The sequence below is a fragment of the Acidimicrobiales bacterium genome, from assembly GCA_035630295.1.
In the GTDB taxonomy this organism is placed as follows: Bacteria; Actinomycetota; Acidimicrobiia; order Acidimicrobiales; family Iamiaceae; genus Iamia.
This window is the reverse complement of sequence record DASQKY010000012.1, coordinates 65,279-83,272: the sequence shown is the minus strand read 5'-3', so window position 1 is coordinate 83,272 and position 17,994 is coordinate 65,279. Positions and strand designations below refer to the sequence as shown.

16 protein-coding genes are annotated in these 17,994 nt (G+C 74.3%); 14 read left to right on the top strand and 2 right to left on the bottom strand.

Annotation, left to right across the window (positions count from 1 at the left end):
• Positions 1–12 precede the first annotated feature (12 nt).
• From VEW93_03490 to VEW93_03470, 5 genes are all read left to right on the top strand, one after another.
• On the top strand, positions 13–567 hold the full coding sequence (locus VEW93_03490) for a type 1 glutamine amidotransferase domain-containing protein (protein HYI60851.1): 555 nt from the start codon (positions 13–15) through the stop codon (positions 565–567).
• A gap of 148 nt (positions 568–715) precedes the next feature.
• Positions 716–2,008: a histidine--tRNA ligase gene (gene hisS / locus VEW93_03485; GenBank protein ID HYI60850.1), complete on the top strand. Its 1,293-nt coding sequence runs from the start codon at positions 716–718 to the stop codon at positions 2,006–2,008.
• On the top strand, positions 2,001–3,743 hold the full coding sequence (gene aspS, locus VEW93_03480) for an aspartate--tRNA ligase (protein ID HYI60849.1): 1,743 nt from the start codon (positions 2,001–2,003) through the stop codon (positions 3,741–3,743). Before hisS ends, aspS begins: the two co-directional genes overlap by 8 nt.
• A 39-nt stretch (positions 3,744–3,782) precedes the next feature.
• Positions 3,783–5,114, top strand: a complete 1,332-nt coding sequence (locus VEW93_03475; GenBank protein HYI60848.1) for a replication-associated recombination protein A — start codon at positions 3,783–3,785, stop codon at positions 5,112–5,114.
• Positions 5,111–5,488 carry a hypothetical protein gene (locus VEW93_03470; protein HYI60847.1) on the top strand — a complete coding sequence of 126 codons (378 nt, stop codon included), beginning with the start codon at positions 5,111–5,113 and terminating at the stop codon, positions 5,486–5,488. Before VEW93_03475 ends, VEW93_03470 begins: the two co-directional genes overlap by 4 nt.
• Positions 5,489–5,666: 178 nt before the next feature.
• Here the strand turns inward: VEW93_03470 and VEW93_03465 are convergent, their stop codons facing one another.
• Positions 5,667–6,626, bottom strand: coding sequence for a hypothetical protein (locus VEW93_03465; GenBank protein ID HYI60846.1), 960 nt, complete (start codon positions 6,624–6,626; stop codon positions 5,667–5,669).
• Positions 6,627–6,957: 331 nt separating this feature from the next.
• Here VEW93_03465 and VEW93_03460 point away from each other — a divergent pair, with 331 nt between their 5' ends.
• Positions 6,958–7,347 carry a PadR family transcriptional regulator gene (locus tag VEW93_03460; GenBank protein ID HYI60845.1) on the top strand — a complete coding sequence of 130 codons (390 nt, stop codon included), beginning with the start codon at positions 6,958–6,960 and terminating at the stop codon, positions 7,345–7,347.
• Positions 7,348–7,528: 181 nt separating this feature from the next.
• Here the strand turns inward: VEW93_03460 and VEW93_03455 are convergent, their stop codons facing one another.
• On the bottom strand, positions 7,529–9,100 hold the full coding sequence (locus tag VEW93_03455; protein HYI60844.1) for a DUF222 domain-containing protein: 1,572 nt from the start codon (positions 9,098–9,100) through the stop codon (positions 7,529–7,531).
• Positions 9,101–9,252: 152 nt separating this feature from the next.
• Here VEW93_03455 and VEW93_03450 point away from each other — a divergent pair, with 152 nt between their 5' ends.
• The 8 genes from VEW93_03450 to VEW93_03415 all read left to right on the top strand — a co-directional run bounded on the left by VEW93_03450 (position 9,253) and on the right by VEW93_03415 (position 17,780).
• Positions 9,253–9,564, top strand: coding sequence for a hypothetical protein (locus VEW93_03450; GenBank protein HYI60843.1), 312 nt, complete (start codon positions 9,253–9,255; stop codon positions 9,562–9,564).
• A 94-nt stretch (positions 9,565–9,658) separates the two neighbouring features.
• On the top strand, positions 9,659–12,277 hold the full coding sequence (gene alaS / locus VEW93_03445; GenBank protein HYI60842.1) for an alanine--tRNA ligase: 2,619 nt from the start codon (positions 9,659–9,661) through the stop codon (positions 12,275–12,277).
• 7 nt (positions 12,278–12,284) lie between these two features.
• On the top strand, positions 12,285–12,740 hold the full coding sequence (ruvX, locus tag VEW93_03440; GenBank protein HYI60841.1) for a Holliday junction resolvase RuvX: 456 nt from the start codon (positions 12,285–12,287) through the stop codon (positions 12,738–12,740).
• An 8-nt stretch (positions 12,741–12,748) separates the two neighbouring features.
• Positions 12,749–13,825 (top strand): endolytic transglycosylase MltG, encoded by a 1,077-nt coding sequence (gene mltG / locus VEW93_03435; protein ID HYI60840.1) that lies wholly within the window; start codon positions 12,749–12,751, stop codon positions 13,823–13,825.
• Complete coding sequence (aroE, locus tag VEW93_03430; protein ID HYI60839.1) at positions 13,822–14,646, top strand: shikimate dehydrogenase; 825 nt, start codon at positions 13,822–13,824, stop codon at positions 14,644–14,646. The genes mltG and aroE overlap by 4 nt, the downstream gene beginning before the upstream one ends.
• 73 nt (positions 14,647–14,719) lie before the next feature.
• Positions 14,720–15,901, top strand: coding sequence for a DUF4388 domain-containing protein (locus VEW93_03425; GenBank protein ID HYI60838.1), 1,182 nt, complete (start codon positions 14,720–14,722; stop codon positions 15,899–15,901).
• 62 nt (positions 15,902–15,963) lie between these two features.
• Positions 15,964–16,860, top strand: coding sequence for a 1,4-dihydroxy-2-naphthoyl-CoA synthase (gene menB / locus VEW93_03420; protein ID HYI60837.1), 897 nt, complete (start codon positions 15,964–15,966; stop codon positions 16,858–16,860).
• Entirely contained in the window at positions 16,857–17,780 is a 924-nt protein-coding gene (locus VEW93_03415) for a 1,4-dihydroxy-2-naphthoate polyprenyltransferase (GenBank protein ID HYI60836.1), read from the top strand. Before menB ends, VEW93_03415 begins: the two co-directional genes overlap by 4 nt.
• Positions 17,781–17,994 lie beyond the last annotated feature (214 nt).

The window sequence follows — 17,994 nt, the reverse complement described above, 5'->3', positions numbered from 1 at the left end:
CGGGAGGATCCGGTGACCGACGAGCTCGCAGGCAAGACCATCGCCTTCCTGGTGGCCATGGAGGGCATCGAGCAGGTGGAGCTGACCGAGCCGTGGAAGGCGGTGGAGGAGGCCGGCGGCACGCCCGTGCTCCTCGCCCCCGAGACGGGCAAGGTCCAGGGGTACGACCACCTCGACAAGGCCGACACCTTCGAGGTCGACCGGGCCGTGGGCGAGGCCCAACCGGCCGACTACGCCGCCGTCGTCCTCCCCGGCGGGGTGGCCAACCCCGATCAGCTCCGCACCGTGCCCGAGGCGGTGCGCTTCGTCCACCAGGCCGCCGACGCCGGCACCCCGATCGCCGCCATCTGCCACGCCCCGTGGACGCTGATCGACGCCGGCGTGGCCAGCGGCCGTCGCCTCACCAGCTGGCCCAGCCTGTCCACCGACCTGACCAACGCCGGGGCCGAGTGGGTCGACGAGGAGCTGGTGGTCGACCGCTCCGGCCCGGGCCCCCTGATCACCAGCCGCAAGCCCGACGACCTGCCGGCCTTCTGCCGGGCCCTGGTCGAGACGGTGTCGGGCTGAGCTCCCGGCCCGGGCGAGGCGTGGCCGGCCCGGGCCGCCGGATCCGGTGGGGCGCCGCTCGTGGGACGCGGCGCCCCACCTTCTCCTGCCCGCCCAGGGCGGACATGGAGGCCGGCGCCGCAGGGGGTGACCGCTAGCCTCGCCGGCCGTGGCCGACCGTCCGTCCTTCCGCGCCCCGAAGGGCACCCAGGACGTCCTGGCCCCCGAGTCGGCCCGCTGGCAGGAGCTGCTGGCCACCTTCGCCGGCCTGGCCACGGCGTCGGGCTACGGGCTGGTGCAGACCCCGATGTTCGAGGACATCGGCGTGTTCCGTCGCCTGGGCGAGGGCACCGACGTGGTCACCAAGGAGATGTACGACTTCCAGGACAAGGGCGACCGCCACATCGCCCTGCGGCCGGAGGGGACGGCCTCGGTGGTGCGGGCCTTCGTGCAGCACCGGCCCCCGACCCCGTGGAAGGCCTGGTACGCCACGCCCTGCTTCCGCTACGAGCAGCCCCAGTCGGGGCGCCTCCGCCAGCACCACCAGGTGGGGGTGGAGGCCCTGGGATCGGCCGACCCGGACCTCGACGTCGAGGCCATCACCCTGGGCCACGACTACCTGCGGGCCCTGGGCCTGCGCCGCTTCACCCTGGTGCTCAACAGCATGGGGACCCGGGCCGACCGCGTGGCCTACACCGACGTGCTCCGGGCCTGGCTGGCCGGCCGGGTCGACGACCTGGCCGAGGACGACCGGCCCAAGGTGGCCGCCAACCCCCTCCGGGTCCTCGACAGCAAGCGGCCCGCCACCCGGGCCGCGGTGGCCGACGCCCCCCGCATCACCGAGTCGCTCTCGGAGGAGGCCCGGGCCCACATCGAGCGGGTCGAGGACGGGCTGGGCGCGGCCGGCATCGACTACATCCGCGACCACCGGCTGGTACGGGGCCTCGACTACTACACCCACACCACCTTCGAGGTGCAGAGCGACGCCCTCGACGCGGCCCAGAGCACCATCCTGGGCGGGGGCCGCTACGACGGCCTGGCCGAGGACCTGGGCGGCCCGCCCACCCCCGGGATCGGCTTCGGCTCCGGCATCGAGCGGGTGTTGCTGGCCTGCGCCGCCGAGGCGGCCGGGCCCCCCGCGGCCGCCGGCCTCGACGCCTTCGTGGTCGACGTCACCGGGGGCGACCACGCCCGCGACCTGACCCGCGACCTGCGCCGGGCCGGCCTCCGCGTCGACCGGGCCTTCGACGGGCGCTCCATGCGGGCCCAGATGAAGGCGGCCGACCGTTCCGGCGCCGAGGTGGCCCTCATCGTGGGCGAGCAGGAGGTGGCCGACGGCGTGGTCACCATCCGCCCCCTGCGGGGCGAGTTCGGCGCCGAGCAGCGCGCCGTGGCCCGGGCCGACCTGGTCGCCGCCCTCCGCACCCCCCGTCATCCCCAAGGGAGCCCGTCCCATGCCTGAGGCCGCCGGCCTGCGCACCGTCTACTGCGGCGAGGTCCGCCCCGACCACGTCGACCGGGAGGTGTCGGTGTGCGGCTGGGTCGGGCGCCGCCGCGAGCACGGCGAGCACCTGGCCTTCGTCGACCTGCGGGACCACACCGGCATCGTCCAGTGCGTGGTCGACGGCTCGGTCGACGTCCGCAGCGAGTACGTGGTGCGCATCACCGGCACCGTGCGCCGCCGGCCCGAGGGAACGGTCAACACGAAGCTGCCCACCGGCGAGGTCGAGGTGCAGGACTGCACCGTCGAGGTCCTCTCGGCGGCCGAGCCCCCGCCGTTCCCCGTGGACGAGCGGGCCGACGACGTGGACGAGATGGTGCGCCTGCGCCACCGCTACCTGGACCTGCGCCGGGGCCGCATGCAGCGCAACCTGCGGGTCCGCGCCGCGGTGAACTCGGCCATCCGGCGCTCCATGGAGGACCAGGGCTTCGTCGAGGTCGAGACGCCCATGCTCATGCCCTCCACCCCGGAGGGGGCCCGGGAGTTCCTGGTCCCCAGTCGCCAGCGCCCCGGCGCGGCCTACGCCCTGCCCCAGAGCCCCCAGCTCTACAAGCAGCTCCTCATGGTCGGCGGGCTGGACCGCTACTTCCAGATCGCCCGCTGCCTCCGCGACGAGGACCTGCGGGCCGACCGCCAGTACGAGTTCATGCAGCTCGACCTGGAGGCCAGCTTCGTCACCCAGGACGACGTGCTGGCCTTCACCTCGGCGGCCGTCACCGCCGCCGTCGAGGCGGTGACCGGCGAGGCCCCGCCCCCCATCGAGCAGATCACCTGGCACCAGGCCATGGACCGCTACGGCATCGACAAGCCCGACCTGCGCTTCGGCCTGGAGCTGGTGGAGCTCACCGCGGTCTTCGCCGAGACGGGCTTCAACGCCTTCAAGGCCTCGTCCGTCAAGGGCATCCGGGTGCCGGGCGGGGCGGGGGACTTCGGGCGCAACAAGCTCGACGCGCTGACCGAGCGGGCCAAGGGCCTGGGGGCCAAGGGCCTGGTCTGGATGAAGGTGGAGGACGGGCCCACGCTGGCCTCGCCGGTGGCCAAGTTCCTCTCCGACGACGAGCAGGCCGCCCTGGTGAGCGCGTTCGAGGCCGAGCCCGGCGACCTGCTGCTCATCGTGGCCGACGAGTGGGAGCGCACCTGCGAGGTGCTGGGCACCCTCCGCAACGACCTGGGCCGCCCCCCGGTGCACGAGGGCCCCTACCGCTACGTGTGGGTGGTCGACTTCCCCATGTTCGTGGGCCGCGACGGCGCCGGGAACCCGCAGCCGGCCCACCACCCCTTCACCCGCCCCCACCCCGACGACCTGGGCCGCCTGGAGTCCGACCCCATGGCCGTGCGGTCCCTGGCCTACGACCTGGTCCTCAACGGGTGGGAGCTGGGCTCGGGGTCGATCCGGATCCACGAGCCCGACCTCCAGGCCCGCATCTTCCGGCTGCTGGGCATCTCCGAGTCCGAGGCCGACCGCCGCTTCGGGTTCTTCCTGGCCCCGTTCCGCTACGGCGCCCCGCCCCACGGGGGGTTCGGGCTGGGGATCGACCGGCTGGCCGCCATCCTGGCCGGCGAGGACAACATCCGGGAGGTCATCGCCTTCCCCAAGCCCCAGTCCGGCGTCGACCCCATGACCGACGCCCCCACCCCGATGGAGGCGGCCCAGCTCGGCGACCTCGGCCTCCGGGCCCTGCCCCCCAAGGCCTGACCGGCTCGGGAGCCCAGGGGATCCGGGTACCCTCGGCCGGTGCCCGACGACCTCTTCGCGGCGGCGGCCTCCGAGCGCCTGGCGGCCCGGGCGCCCCTGGCCGACCGCCTGCGCCCCACCTCGCTGGACGAGGTGGTGGGCCAGGACCACCTCCTGGGCCCGGGCAAGCCCCTCCGGCGGCTCATCGAGGCCGACCGCCTGTCCTCGGCCATCCTGTGGGGCCCGGCCGGCACCGGGAAGACCACCCTGGCCCGGCTGGTGGCCCGCACCACCGAGAAGTCCTTCGCCGCCCTCTCGGCCGTGGACGCCTCGGTCAAGGACGTGCGGACGGTCATCGCCCAGGCTCGCCAGCGGCTGGGGGAGCGGGGCCAGGGCACCATCCTGTTCCTGGACGAGGTCCACCGCTTCTCCAAGTCCCAGCAGGACGCCCTGCTGCCGGCGGTGGAGGAGGGCCTGCTGGTCCTCATCGGGGCCACCACCGAGAACCCCCACTTCACCGTCAACCCACCCCTCATGAGCCGCTCCACCCTGTTCCGCCTGGAGCCCCTGGGGGCCGAGGCGGTGCGGGAGCTCATCGAGCGCGGCCTACGGGCCGAGGAGGCCGAGGCCGACGACGAGGCCATCGACCACCTCATGACCCGGGCCGGGGGCGACGGGCGCCAGACCCTCACCGCCCTGGAGGTGGCGGTGGCCCTGGCCGAGGGCCGGCGCCGTGACGCTGAGGGTGGGGCGGGGGCCGAGGGCCCGCCGGTCGTGCGGGTGGACGACGTGGAGGCGGCCCTGGGGGTCAACGCCCTGCGCTACGGGCGGGACGAGCACTACGACGTGATCAGCGCCTTCATCAAGAGCATCCGGGGCTCGGACCCCGACGCCGGCCTGTGGTGGTTGGCCACCATGCTCGAGGCCGGCGAGGACGCCCGCTTCATCGCCCGCCGCCTGGTCATCCTGGCCTCCGAGGACGTGGGCATGGCCGACCCGCTGTCGCTGCTGGTGGCCGACGCCGCGGCCCGAGCCGTGGAGCACGTGGGCCTGCCCGAGGCCCAGCTCAACCTGGCCCACGCCGTGGTCCACCTGGCCACCGCGCCCAAGTCCAACCGGGTCACCGTGGCCCTGGGCCGGGCCCAGGCCGACGTGCGCGAGGGGCCCACCGGGCGGGTGCCGGCCCACCTCCGCGACGGCCACTACCAGGGAGCCAAGGGCCTGGGCCACGGCGAGGGCTATCGGTACCCTCACGACGACCCCCGGGGCTGGGTGCCCCAGCAGCACCGCCCCGACGAGGTGGCCGACCGGGTCTACTACGAGCCGTCGGAGCACGGCCGGGAGGACGCCGTGCGCCGCCGCCTGGCCGAGCTGCGGGGGGGGACGGGGTGAGCGCCGCCGACCTGGCCGCGGTGATCGGCACGGTGACGGCCCTGGCCGTGGTGGCCGTGCTCACCGTGGTGGTGACCCGCCTGGCCCGCACCGTGCGGGACGTGGCCGCCGCCCTGGACGAGGTGCGCGGCGAGGCCCTGCCCGCCCTGCGGGAGGCCACCGAGGCGGTGCGCCGGGCCGGGGAGGAGACGGCCCGGGTCAACGAGATCCTGGATGCCGCCGAGGCCGTCTCGTCCCGGGTCGACGGCGCCTCCCGGGCCGCGTACGTGGCCCTGTCCAAGCCGGTCATCAAGACCGCGGCGGCGGCCACCGGCGCCCAGCGGGCCGCCCGCAAGCTCCGCGGCCGCGACGAGCCCCCGCCCCGCTCCCGCTAGGAGGGCGCGGCCCCGCCCCCGTTAGGGCGCCGGCCCCGGCCATCACCGTCTTGCCGCGCCGGCTGCGAGCCTGGGCGATCAGCATCGGCTCGGTGCGAGTGGGTGGTGACGGCGAGAGCAGATACCAAGGTTGGTGGCCTCGATGATCCACTCACCGTCCGGTCCGGATGCCAGTGAGCTAGCCCGAGGTCCCGCCGTCGTCCGGGCCTGCACCATGCTTGACCAGATCCAGTTCGGACGGACCGGGGGGGTTCTTGCCGAGCAGGGCGAATACGCCCGCAGCGCCGATGAAGGCCGTAGCGCCGAGGAGAGACGAGGAGATGAAGAGCCCGGTGATGTCGCTCTGGTGCGTCATCAGCTCGCACATGGTGGCCGCGGCGCAGAGAACGGCGCCACCCATGATCCACCGTCCAAGCCAAAGCTGGCGCCACCCCTCATAGGTTCCAGCCCTCAGCCAACGCCGGATGGGTGCGGCCCCGCCGACGGTCGCTGCGACCAGGCCGGCGGTCCCGAGGGCCGTGGCCGCAAGCGAGCCCTCTGACCACCCATGGCCCAAGAGCAGGGCCAACAGGGAGCCTAGCGAAACGATCCTGACGGCCACCATGAATGCGCCGAGCGACCCGCTCTCATTGTCGATCGTGGGTCTCTTGTTGTCGCCGACCCGGGCCATGGAGATGGTGACCAGAGCCATCACGTATGGCGTGGTCAGGTGGCCCATGGCGGCGCCATTGGCATGCGTCCACGACATGAGACTGCCAGCCAACCAGCCGAGGACGGAAACCAGTAAGGCCCAAAGAGCGACTGCTGGCGGGCGCACGACTCGGGTCCGTAGGAAACCGAACGTCTCCGCCCGTCCCTGGCTTGCCGTGGCCGGGTCCAGGAGGAGGGGCCGGAGCCGTTCGTCGACCGCGTCGACCGCCTCAGTCACCGTGGAGCACAGGTATCCGAGAGTGATGAGGGCACCGAGCATGATCCGGTCGCAACGATGGGGGATATCCCGCATTGCCCACCGCATTTGGCGACCCCGCACGAGTCCGGGGAGTTCCATCAGGCGCCATAGCACTCCACTCTGTCGGCTCAGGATCCACAGGAGAGGAAGCGGCCCGAGTGCTAGCAGGATCTGGATGACTTCCTTCATTGTTGTGGACTCCCTCGCGTTGTGGGTCCTGGGGGCCACCACAAGTGCATGACCTCGGCCACAGCGACTCTAGTTCATGGTGAGACAGATTGCGAGCACGTGTCTCACGAGGGCCGCAAACCCATGCAGAACAAGTGCTCGTCCCCGGCACTCGTGTGGGTGTACACTCGGTGCAACTCAACTTTTGAGTTACACCGACATCTCAACACCCACGATATGGAGAGGACACATGAACAATCTCACCATCCCCGCCCCGAGGTGGGGGCGGACCCATACCGCCCCGAGCTGGAGGCAGAACCGTACCGCCCCGAGTTGGAGGCGGACCCGGCTGTTGGCGGCGATCACCGCCTGGATCCTGATCCCGATCCTCGCCTTTGCGACCGACCCTCGACGTGGGGACCTCTATGGCGAACTGCACGACGCCGACCTCCGATCGTCCATGAAGAGGGCGCGCCTCAACCGAAGTGCAGCTCTGGGCAAGATTCTGGAGCTCCTCATCGCGAATCCAGATCGAGAGTTCCGGGCGATCGACTTCACCCACGAGGCCGACCTGTCACCTGGAAGTGTTCATCCCATTCTCGACAAGTTGCACCGAGCCAAGGTCATCGAGGTGATCCGCCGCGGTGAGCCAGCACCAGCTTCCATCAAGACGTATCGCCTAACTGACCTGGGCGCACGGTTCGCTCTCAGATACAAGGCAGCCATGGGGGTCACCGTGTAGCGCAAGGCGTAGCCGGCCCACCGAAGGCATCCAACTCTGGGCACGACCCAGATCATTGGGCGTCCGGTTCAGCGAACCGGACGCCCCTTCGCGGGTCCACGCCGCTTGTCGTCGCGAGATACCGTGATTCCGACCTCTCGTCTCCACTCCAAGAGGAGACCCCGACAAGGTCTAGGTGAGGCTAAGGCCCTGGCGGAGGCTGCCAGCCGCGAGGCATCGTGCAGCCAATCGCGACGATCTCACCGCGTTGGCGGCGAGCCTGGACCACGAGGGCGTCGATCCGTTCTCGGGTGGCGCGAGTGATCTGGAGAGCTTCGGACTCGGGGGCGGAGTCGGGGTCGACGCTCCGGGGGTGGCGGCGCCCGGACGGTGGTCGGTGCCGGTGGAGGGGTGATGTGGTGTGCGGGCGGTGGCCGGTCACCGGCGTGTCGTCCGGGCGGATCGTGCCCAGGTGGCCGTCGGGTCCTCGGGCCAGGGTGAAGCCGCCCTCGTGGACGAGGCGGTGGTGGTGGCGGCACAGGAGGGTGAGGTTGGCCAGGTCGGTGGGGCCGCCGTGCTCCCAGTGGGTGAGGTGGTGGGCGATGCAGTGCTCGGCCGGTGCGGTGCACCCGGCGAAGGTGCAGTGCTGGTCGCGGATCCGCAGGGCCCGCCGTTGGGCCCGGGTGGCGAGGCGGCTTCGGCGTCCCATGTCCAGCGGCGTCCCGTCCCGGGCCACGGTCACGGGTACCACGTCGCCCTCGCAGGCCATGCGCCGGATCGTCTCGGGCGGTACCGGCCCGGAACGTGACAGCTCTGAGAGGGCCAAGATCACTGACCCCTCGGGCGTCACCAGTTCATCGAAGGCCGCGGGCGGGTCGATGGTGGCGGGGTGGGTGGTCGCTGGCTCGGGGCGACAGGGACCACCTTCCCGAGGGGCGGGCGCTCGGCCATGGAGGGTGGCGGTGTCGGTGAGGGCGAGGACGAGGGGGCGGGCGGTGCTGTCGCCGGTTCCGCCGTGGGTGCCGCGGGTGAGGACCTCGACCAGGGCGCGGGCTCGGCGTTCGGGGGCGGTCATGCCGTCCTCGGCGGTGAAGGCGCCGCGGTCCCACATGGCTTGGACCTGGTGGTCGACCGCGGTGGCCAGGATCTCGCCGTCCTCGGCTTCGAGGTCGAGCGACCCGAACCAGCGGCCATCCAACCCGGTGGCGAGGGTGACCTTGGAGCGGCCGGTGCCCTCCGTCGGGGCCGCGCCGTCGAGCTCGTTGACGCCGAGGCGGGCGCGGACGTCGGCCACCCAGCGACGGAGGTAGCACCAGGCGCCGGCCACGGTGGTGCCGGTCACCTCGGTGACCAGTTGCTCCTCGCACAGCGCGAACGCCTCTTCCAGGCCGGGTTGGCGGGCCCAGGCCAGCGCTCGCACCTTCTCCCGGCCCAGGCGCCCGGTCACCGCCGCGACCTCCACCGCCGGCATGTCCCGCACGGCCCGGGCCACCCGCACCTCCGCCGACGCCGACGAGCGTGACGCGTCGGTCCGAGCCGCCACCCACCCGGCCGCGTCCCGAGCGCCATCAGCGGCCCACACGCACCGGGCATCGAACGAGCCCACGAGTCCGGCGGCCACACCGTCCAGGCGGGCGCGGAGACGATCGACCATCACCAATGCCTGGCGCAGCTCCTCCTCGCTCGACGCACCCGGCACCAGGGCGACCAGCGCGTCGAAGTCCGCACCTCCGACCACGGCCGCCGGCACCGGCCACACCCGTGACCGTTCCATGCCCCGACCCTACGCAGGGGGTGTGACGGTGGGGCCGGCGGTGCCGCCACCCGCCGCCTGCATCCGGGCGACGGAGCACCTGCCCCGCCGGCGCCCTCCCTCCCGCTCGGTAGGGTGCGGGGTCGCCCGTCGGCCCCGGAGGAGGACGTCCCATGCCCAAGCGCACGTTCTGGTTCGTGACCGGCACCGCGGCCGGGCTCGGGTCGTCGTTGTGGGTGCAGCGGCGGGTCAAGGTGGCCGTCGAGCGGTACGTGCCCGAGAAGGTCCAGGAGCGGGCCACCGACGCCGCCCGCCGGGTCGGCCCCGCGGTGCGCGACGCCCTCACCGAGGGGGTCGACGCCATGCGCTCCCGCGAGGCCGAGATGCGGGCCCAGGTCGACCAGCGGTTCCGGCGTCCCGGGCCGGACGGGCCCACCGGGCCGGACGAGGCGGCACCCGACCGCCCCGAGCGTCGCGCCGGCTGAGCGGTCGCACCGGCGAGCACCCGCCGAAGAGGGCGGGCGGAGTGCGAACCGGTCCCGGGACCAGGGGTTGCGGCCAGTACGCTGGCCCGCGCCTATGCACGCCGACGACCTGCGCCGAACCTGGACCGACTTCTTCGCCGAGAAGCAGCACACGGCCGTCCCGTCGGCGGGCCTGATCCCGCACCACCCGTCGGCCCCGATGTTCACCAACTCGGGGATGATGCAGTTCGTGCCCTACTTCCTGGGCGAGGAGCAGGTGCCGTTCGACCCGCCCCGGGCCTCGTCGGTGCAGAAGTGCGTGCGGGCCGGGGGCAAGCACAACGACCTCGACGCCATCGGCCGCAGCCTCCGCCACCTCTCCTTCTTCGAGATGCTGGGCAACTTCAGCTTCGGGGACTACTTCAAGGACGAGGCCATCCCCTGGGCCTGGGAGTTCGTGACCGAGCGGCTGGGCCTCGACCCCGACCGCATCTGGGTCACCATCCACACCAGCGACGACGAGGCCCACCAGATCTGGGTCGACGGCGTGGGCGTGGCGCCCGAGCGCATCCAGCGCCTGGGGGCCGACAACTTCTGGGAGATGGGCGAGGTCGGCCCCTGCGGCCCCAGCTCCGAGCTGTTCTGGGACTTCGGGCCCGACCTGGGCCCCGAGGGCGGCCCGGCCAACCCGGAGGCCGACCGGCGCTACGTCGAGTTCTGGAACCTGGTGTTCCCCCAGTACTACCGGGGCGCCGACGGGGAGCTGTCCGACCTGGCCTCCAAGGGCATCGACACCGGGGCCGGGTTCGAGCGGGTGCTGGGCGTGCTGGCCGGCAGCCCGTCGCTCTACGCCGCCGACTCGGTCAGCCGCCTGGTCGACGCGGCCCAATCCCTCACCGGGCGCCGCATCGGCGACACGGCCGAGAGCGACGTGGCCCTCCGCCTCCTGGCCGACCACGCCCGCACCATGACCTTCCTCATCGCCGACGGGGTCATCCCGTCGAACGAGGAGCGGGGCTACGTGCTCCGCCGCATCATCCGCCGGGCGGTGCGCTTCGCCTACCTGTTGGGGGTCGAGAAGGAGATCACCGTGCCCCTGGCCGGCCACGTGGCCGAGGTCATGGGCGACGCCTACCCCGAGGTCCGCTCCGGGCTGGACGTGGTCCAGGGCGTGCTGCAGCGGGAGGAGACCCAGTTCCGGCGCACCCTCCGCAACGGCCTGGGCATCCTGGAGGCCGAGATGGCCGACCTGGCCGACAGCGACACCCTCTCGGGGCAGGTGGCCTTCACCCTGCACGACACCTACGGGTTCCCCTACGAGGTCACGGCCGAGATCGCCGAGGACCGGGGCCACCCGGTGGACCGGGCCGCCTTCGACACGGCCATGGACGAGCAGAAGCGCCAGTCCAAGGCCGGCGGGCGCAAGAACAAGGGGGCCGAGCGGGGCGACGCCCAGGCCACCTACCAGGCCCTGGTGGCCGAGCACGGCCCCACCACCTTCACCGGCCGGGACGAGGAGTCCACCGACGCCACCGTGCTGGCCGTGGTGCCGGCCGGGGGCGACGACCCGGCCCTGGTCGACGTGGTGCTGGACCGCACCCCGTTCTACGCCGAGTCCGGCGGCCAGGTGGGCGACACCGGCACCCTCACCGGTCCCTCCGGCTCGGCCGAGGTGCTCGATACCACCTTCGCGGTGCCCGGCCTGCACCGGCACCGGGCCCGGATCACCGACGGCACCCTCACCGAGGGCGACCGGGTCACGGCGGCCATCGACGCCCCCCGCCGAGCCGCCATCAAGCGCAACCACACCGGCACCCACCTGCTCCACTGGGCCCTCCACGAGGTGCTGGGGCCCCACGTGAAGCAGCAGGGGTCGCTGGTGGCGCCCGACCGGTTCCGCTTCGACTTCAGCCACTACGAGCCGGTCACCCCCGAGCAGATCACCCGCATCGAGGACCTGGTCAACGAGGCCGTGCTGGTCAACGACCCGGTGCGCCACTACGAGGCCACCAAGGAGGAGGCCCTGGCCAAGGGGGCCATCGCCTTCTTCGGGGAGAAGTACGGCGACGTGGTCCGGGTGCTGGAGGCCGGGCGCCACTCGGTCGAGCTGTGCGGCGGCACCCACGTCACCGCCACCGGCGACATCGGGCCCATGAAGGTCGTGTCCGAGAGCTCCATCGGCTCCAACCTGCGCCGCATCGAGGCCGTCACCGGCACCGGGCCCATCGACCGCCTGCGGGCCGAGGAGGCCACCCTGGGACGGGCCGCGGAGCTGGTCGGCGTGCCGGCCGGCGAGCTGCTGGAGGGCATCGAGAAGCGGCTGGGCGAGCTCAAGGCCCTGCGCGACGAGGTCAGCGGGCTCAAGGCCCAGGTGGCGGCCGGGGGCGCGTCCGAGATGGCGGCCCAGGCCGTGGACGGCGTGGTCGTGGCCCGGGCCGACGGCCTGGACCGCGACGCGGTGCGGACCCTGGCCCTGGCCGTCCGCGACCGCCCCGGCATCCGGGGCGTGGTCCTGGGCGCCGCCCCCGAGGGCGGGGGCGTGGCCCTGGTGGCCGCCGTGGCCCCGGGGTCGGGCCTCCACGCCGGCGAGCTCATCGCCGAGGCGGCCCGCACCGTGGGCGGGGGCGGGGGCAAGGGCGCGGACCTGGCCGTGGCCGGCGGTCGCCACCCCGAGGCCCTGGACCAGGCCCTCGACCAGGCCCGGGCCGCGGCCGGCCTGGTCGCCCAGGGCTAGCGAGCGGGTGCGGGCCCTGGGGATCGACCCCGGCACGGTCCGGGTGGGCCTGGCCCTGAGCGACCCCGAGGGTCGCCTGGCCAGCCCCTACGAGGTGCTGGAGCGCACCCGCGACCGGCCCCGGCTGGTCCGCGACATCGCCCGCATCGTGGCCGAGGAGGAGGTCGAGGTGGTGGTGGTGGGCTACCCGCTGTCGCTCGACGGGAGCGAGGGCCCCGCGGCCCGGTCGGCCGTCGACGAGGCGCGGGCCGTGGCCGCGGCGGTGGCGGTGCCCGTCGTCCTCCACGACGAGCGGTTCACCACCGTCACCGCCCACCGCCTCCTGGCCGAGGCGGGCCTCGACGAGCGGGCGCGTCGTAGGGTGGTGGACCGCGCCGCCGCCGCCGTGCTCCTCCAGGCTTGGCTCGACGGCGGCTGCCCCATGACGCGACGCGTCGCCCCACCCGGCGACGCCGAGGAGTGACGCCCCCCATGCCCCGAGCCGACGACGACATCGTCGACATGCCCCGCGAGCGGGCGGGACTGCCCAAGGTGCTGGTGGTGCTGGGCCTCATCGTGGTGCTGTTCGGGGCCCTGGCCGTCGGGGGCCGGAGCTGGTACCAGCGCCAGGTCGACCCGCCGGGCCCGCCGGGGGCGGTGGTGGACGTCACCGTGCCCAACGGGGCCCGCCTCACCGACCTGGGCTCCCTGCTGGGCGACGCCGACGTGGTGGCCAACGCCACCATCTTCCGGTTCTGGATCCGGGACAAGGAGATCGACCTGCAGGCCGGGATCTACCAGTTCCGGCGCAGCTCGTCCTTCGCCGAGGTCGAGACCGTGCTGCGGGCCGGCCCCCGGTCGCCGGTGACCACGGACGTGACCATCCCCGAGGGCTTCACCGTCGAGCAGGTCATCGCCCGCATCCACGACGAGGTGCCCCGGTTCACCCTCGAGCAGATCCGGGCCGCCCTGGCCGACGCCGGGATCCGCTCGCAGTACCAGCCCGCCGACCAGACCTCGCTGGAGGGCACGCTGTTCCCCTCCACCTACGAGGTCGGGCCCCTCGACACCCCCCGCTCGCTGGTCGAGCGCATGGTCGACACCCTCGACGCCGAGGCCCAGCGGGCCGGGATCGCCGAAGGTGTCCGGGGCGACGACGTCCCCCCCGGCCTCACCCCGTACCAGGTCCTCACCGTGGCCTCCCTCATCGAGCGCGAGACCGGCAACCCCCAGGAGTCGCCCAAGATCGCCCGGGTGATCTACAACCGGCTGCTGGCCGGGGAGCCGCTGGGCATCGACGCCACCAGCCGGTACCTGTCCGAGATCAGCGGCCTGCCCATCGACTTCGAGAGCGACTCGCCCTACAACACCCGCCGCCAGGCCGGACTGCCCCCGACCCCCATCGCCGCCCCGGGCCGGGCCTCGATCGAGGCGGCCCTCACGCCGGCCACGGGCGACTGGTTCTACTACGTGCTGGAGACCGAGGACCAGCACTTCTTCACCGCCAGCGAGGACGAGTTCCTGGCCGCCAAGCAGGCGTGCGAGGACGCCGACCTGGGGTGCGGGTGAGTCACCCGCGGGTGTGCTGGGTCATCGGCTCGCCGGTGGAGCACTCGCTGTCCCCGGTGATCCACAACGCCGCCTTCGACGCCCTGGGGCTGGACTGGAGCTACTTCGCGGTGGCCGTCCCCCCCGGGCGGGCCCCCGCCGCCCTGGCCGCCATGCGCAGCCTGCGGCTGGGCGGCCTGTCGGTCACCATGCCCCACAAGGAGGCGGTGGCCGCCGCCGTCGACGTGGTGACGCCCCGGGCCGAACGCCTGGGCGCGGTGAACTGCGTGGCCTGGCGGGGGACCCAGCTGGAGGGGGACAGCACCGACGGGCCCGGCTTCCTGGACGCCCTGCGGGTCGACCACGGCTGGGACCCGGCCGGCCGGCGGGCCCTGGTGGTCGGGGCCGGGGGCGCGGCCCGGGCCGTCATCGCCGCCCTGGCCGCCGGGGGGGCGGCCGCGGTGGGCGTGGCCAACCGCAGCGCCGAGCGAGCGGCCCGGGCCGCGGCCCTGGCCGGCCCCGTGGGCCAGGTGGCCGGCCCCGAGGCCGTGGACGGTGCCGACCTGGTGGTCAACGCCACGCCCCAGGGGATGGGGGGCGACACCGCCCTGCCGGTCGACCCGGCCCGCCTGGGCCCCGGCCAGGTGGTGGCCGACCTGGTCTACGACCCGGTGGAGACGCCGCTGCTGGCCGCGGCCCGGGCCGCCGGCGCCGTCCCCGTGACCGGCGTCGGCATGCTGGTCCACCAGGCCGCCCACGCCTTCCGGCGCTGGACCGGCGAGGACCCGCCGGTGGAGGTCATGTCGGCCGCCGCGGTAGCCGCCCTGGCCGCCCGCCACTGACCCGCGGATCGGGCCTCAAGGCCGGGGTCGGCCTGCCGATGGGGACCGGTCCCGTTCGACATGGAGGTGGGCCATGGCCCTGCAGGGCACCCTCGACACGTTCGCTCTCGCCGACCTGGTGCGGCTGCTGGCGACGACGACCAAGACGGGCGAGCTGTCCATCGACGGCGACCGCGGCTCGGGCCGCCTGTGGTTCGTCGACGGCGACCTGGTCGGGGGTGACCCGGGCGGCGCCGAGAGCGCCCTGTTCGCCCTGCTGCGCCTGACCGACGGCACCTTCCGCTTCGAGCCCGACGGCGGGCCCGACGAGCCCGTCGAGGCCCTCGACGCCCTGGACGTGCTGGCCGGCGCCGAGGCCCGGTTGGAGGCGTGGCGCCCGGTCGAGGCCCTGGTGCCGACCCCGGACGTGACCCTGCAGCTGCGGGCCGAGCTCGACACCGACGAGGTGGCCATCGGCCGCGCCACCTGGCGCCAGCTCATGGCCATCGTCCCCCGCACCACCGCCCGGGACTTCGCCGCCGCCCTCGGCTTCGACGAGGTCGGGGCCGCCCTGGCCCTCAAGGACCTGGTCGACCTGGGCCTGGTCGAGGTGGGGCCGGCCGAGCGGGACGAGCCCGACGACGCCCCCGCCGCCGAGGTCGAGCCCGTGGCCGCCGAGGCCCCGATCGCCCCGGTCGAGGCCGTGGACGTGCTCCCCGCCGGCGACCCCTTCGCCCGCGATCCCTTCGCCCCCGGCCCGGTCCCGGACGAGGTGCCGGTGGACGACGAGGTGGCCGCCCCCGGCGACGCCCCGTCACCGGTCGGGGCCCTGGCCGACCTCCTCGCCCCCTACGACGCCGAGCCCCTGGCCCACGACCCCTTCGCCCTGGACCCGCCGGTGGCGGTGGACGCCAGCCTGGCCGTCGACCTCGACACGCCCCCCGGGGGCCCGGTCGGCGACCACCGCTACCTGGGCGGGGAGGCCTCGACGCTGCCCGAGGCGCTGCCCGAGGCCCAGCCGGAGCCCCAGCCGGAACCCGCTCCCGAGCTGGTGGCGGGGCCCGAGGGCGCCGCCCCCGACGGCGGCGCCGAGGGCACCCCGGACTGGCCCACGCCGTCCATGGACGAGGACGACCTCGCCCTCCAGCTCGAGGCCCTGAGCCCGGCCGCGGCCCGAGCCGTGGCCGCCGCCGCTTCGGCCGAGGGCCGGGAGGCCGAGGAGGGCGACGCCGGTCGCCGGGTCCTGCGCCGCATCATCAGCTCCGGCCGGGGCTGAGCCGGGCCGCCGGGCCGCGGCGGAGGTGCGTCCGAGGGTGGCGCTGGGCGAGACTCGCCGCCATGGCCGATCCCGCCGACGCCGACCGCACCATCGTCCCCGCCCTGGCCTGGGAGCCGGCGGGGGAGTGGACCGACATCCGCTACGAGACGGCCGAGGCCTTCCCCGACGGTGACGGCGGCGGGCGCATCGCCAAGATCACCATCGACCGGCCCGAGGTCCGCAACGCCTTCCGCCCCCACACGGTGGAGGAGCTGATCGCCGCCTTCACTCGGGCCCGTGAGGACCCCGACGTGGGCGTGGTGGTCCTCACCGGCGAGGGCCCCCTGGCCTTCTGCAGCGGCGGCGACCAGCGGGCCCGGGGCGACTCGGGCTACGTGGGCGACGACGCCGTGGGCCAGCGGGGCGTGGGCCGGTTCCTGGTCACCGACCTGCACGTCCAGATCCGCCGCCTGCCCAAGCCGGTGGTGGCCATGGTGGCCGGCTACGCCATGGGCGGCGGCCACGTGCTCCACGTGCTGTGCGACCTGACCATCGCTGCCGACAACGCCACCTTCGGCCAGACCGGCCCCCGGGTCGGCTCCTTCGACGGCGGGTTCGGGGCCTCGGTCCTGGCCCGCCAGATCGGCCAGAAGCGGGCCAAGGAGATCTGGCTGCTGTGCCGCCGCTACGACGCGGCCCAGGCCCTGGACTGGGGGCTGGTCAACGCGGTGGTGCCCCTGGAGGAGCTGGAGGCCGAGACGGTGCGCTGGTGCCGGGACATGCTGCACCTCTCGCCGTTCGCCCTGCGCCTGCTGAAGGCCAGCTTCCACGCCGAGGAGGACGGCCTGGCCGGCATCCAGCAGCTGGCCCACGACACCAACCTCCTCTTCTACGGCTCGGAGGAGGCCCAGGAGGGCCGGGACGCCTTCAAGGAGAAGCGCCGGCCCGCCTTCGAGCGCTTCCCCAAGCGCCCGTGACCGCGACCTCGCCCCCCGCCCCGGCCCGCCCCCAGGGGTGGCGCCTGTGGCTGGCCGGGGCCCGGCCGCGGACCCTGCCCGCCGCCGTGGTCCCGGTGGCCGTGGGCACGGCCTGCGCCGTGGGCCAGGTCGAGGGGGGCCTCGTCTGGTGGCGGGCGGTCGCCGCCCTGGTGGTGGCCCTGGCCCTCCAGGTGGCCACCAACTACGCCAACGACTACAGCGACGGCATCCGGGGCACCGACGCCGACGAGCGGCGGGTCGGCCCGGTGCGCCTGGTGGGCCAGGGCCTGGCCCGCCCCGGGGCGGTGAAGCGGGCCGCGGTGGCCGCCTTCGCCGTGGCCGGGGTGGCCGGCGCGGCGCTGGCCCTGGCCGTGGGGCCCGAGCTGCTGGTGGTGGGGGCCCTGGCCATGGCGGCCGGCTGGTTCTACACCGGGGGGCCCCGGCCCTACGGCTACGCCGGCTTCGGCGAGGTGTTCGTGTTCACCTTCTTCGGGGTGGTGGCCACCGCCGGCTCGGCGTACGTCCAGACCGGGGGGCTCGACGGCCTGGCCCTGGCCGCCTCGGTGCCGGTGGGCCTCCTGGCCACCGCCCTCCTGGTCACCAACAACCTGCGCGACATCCCCGGCGACACCGAGGTGGGCAAGCGCACCCTGGCCGTGCGCCTGGGGGACCGGCGGACCCGGGGCCTCTACGTGGGCCTGGTGGCCGGGGCCTTCGTGCTGGTGCCGCTGGTGGCCGGGCTCGGGGGCCGGCCCTCGGGGGGCGTGGCCCTGGTCGCCGTGCTCCTGGCCCAGAAGCCGGTCACCGCGGTGCTGGGCGGGGCTCGGGGGCCGGCCCTGATCCCGGTGCTGGTGGCCACCGGCCGGGTCCAGCTCGTCTTCGGCGTGGCCTTCGCGGCCGGGCTGGCGGCCTGGGGTTGAGCCCCGTACGGCTGTTCGGGGCGGCCGGCGCGGGGGTGTGGGCGATGCTGTGGGTGGACGGTGGACGACGGGGTGCCTCCCTGGGGACCAGGGCGGTGGCGCGGGGGACAACCCTGTGGATCTCGCGAACCTGGCCCGAAGCCCTTGACCCCGTCGCGCTGATCGCGCAAAGTCCCCGTACTGCAGCGGCACGGAAGCGCCGAGGGACACGGAG

Excerpts from the sequence above, each read along its gene's own strand:
- menB (HYI60837.1), top strand. The coding sequence starts at position 15,964 with ATGGCCGATCCCGCCGACGCCGACCGCACCATCGTCCCCGCCCTGGCC.
- VEW93_03450 (HYI60843.1), top strand. The coding sequence starts at position 9,253 with ATGCCCAAGCGCACGTTCTGGTTCGTGACCGGCACCGCGGCCGGGCTC.
- aspS (HYI60849.1), top strand. The coding sequence starts at position 2,001 with ATGCCTGAGGCCGCCGGCCTGCGCACCGTCTACTGCGGCGAGGTCCGC.
- VEW93_03465 (HYI60846.1), bottom strand. The coding sequence starts at position 6,626 with ATGAAGGAAGTCATCCAGATCCTGCTAGCACTCGGGCCGCTTCCTCTC.
- VEW93_03425 (HYI60838.1), top strand. The coding sequence starts at position 14,720 with ATGGCCCTGCAGGGCACCCTCGACACGTTCGCTCTCGCCGACCTGGTG.
- VEW93_03455 (HYI60844.1), bottom strand. The coding sequence starts at position 9,100 with ATGGAACGGTCACGGGTGTGGCCGGTGCCGGCGGCCGTGGTCGGAGGT.
- mltG (HYI60840.1), top strand. The coding sequence starts at position 12,749 with ATGCCCCGAGCCGACGACGACATCGTCGACATGCCCCGCGAGCGGGCG.
- alaS (HYI60842.1), top strand. The coding sequence starts at position 9,659 with ATGCACGCCGACGACCTGCGCCGAACCTGGACCGACTTCTTCGCCGAG.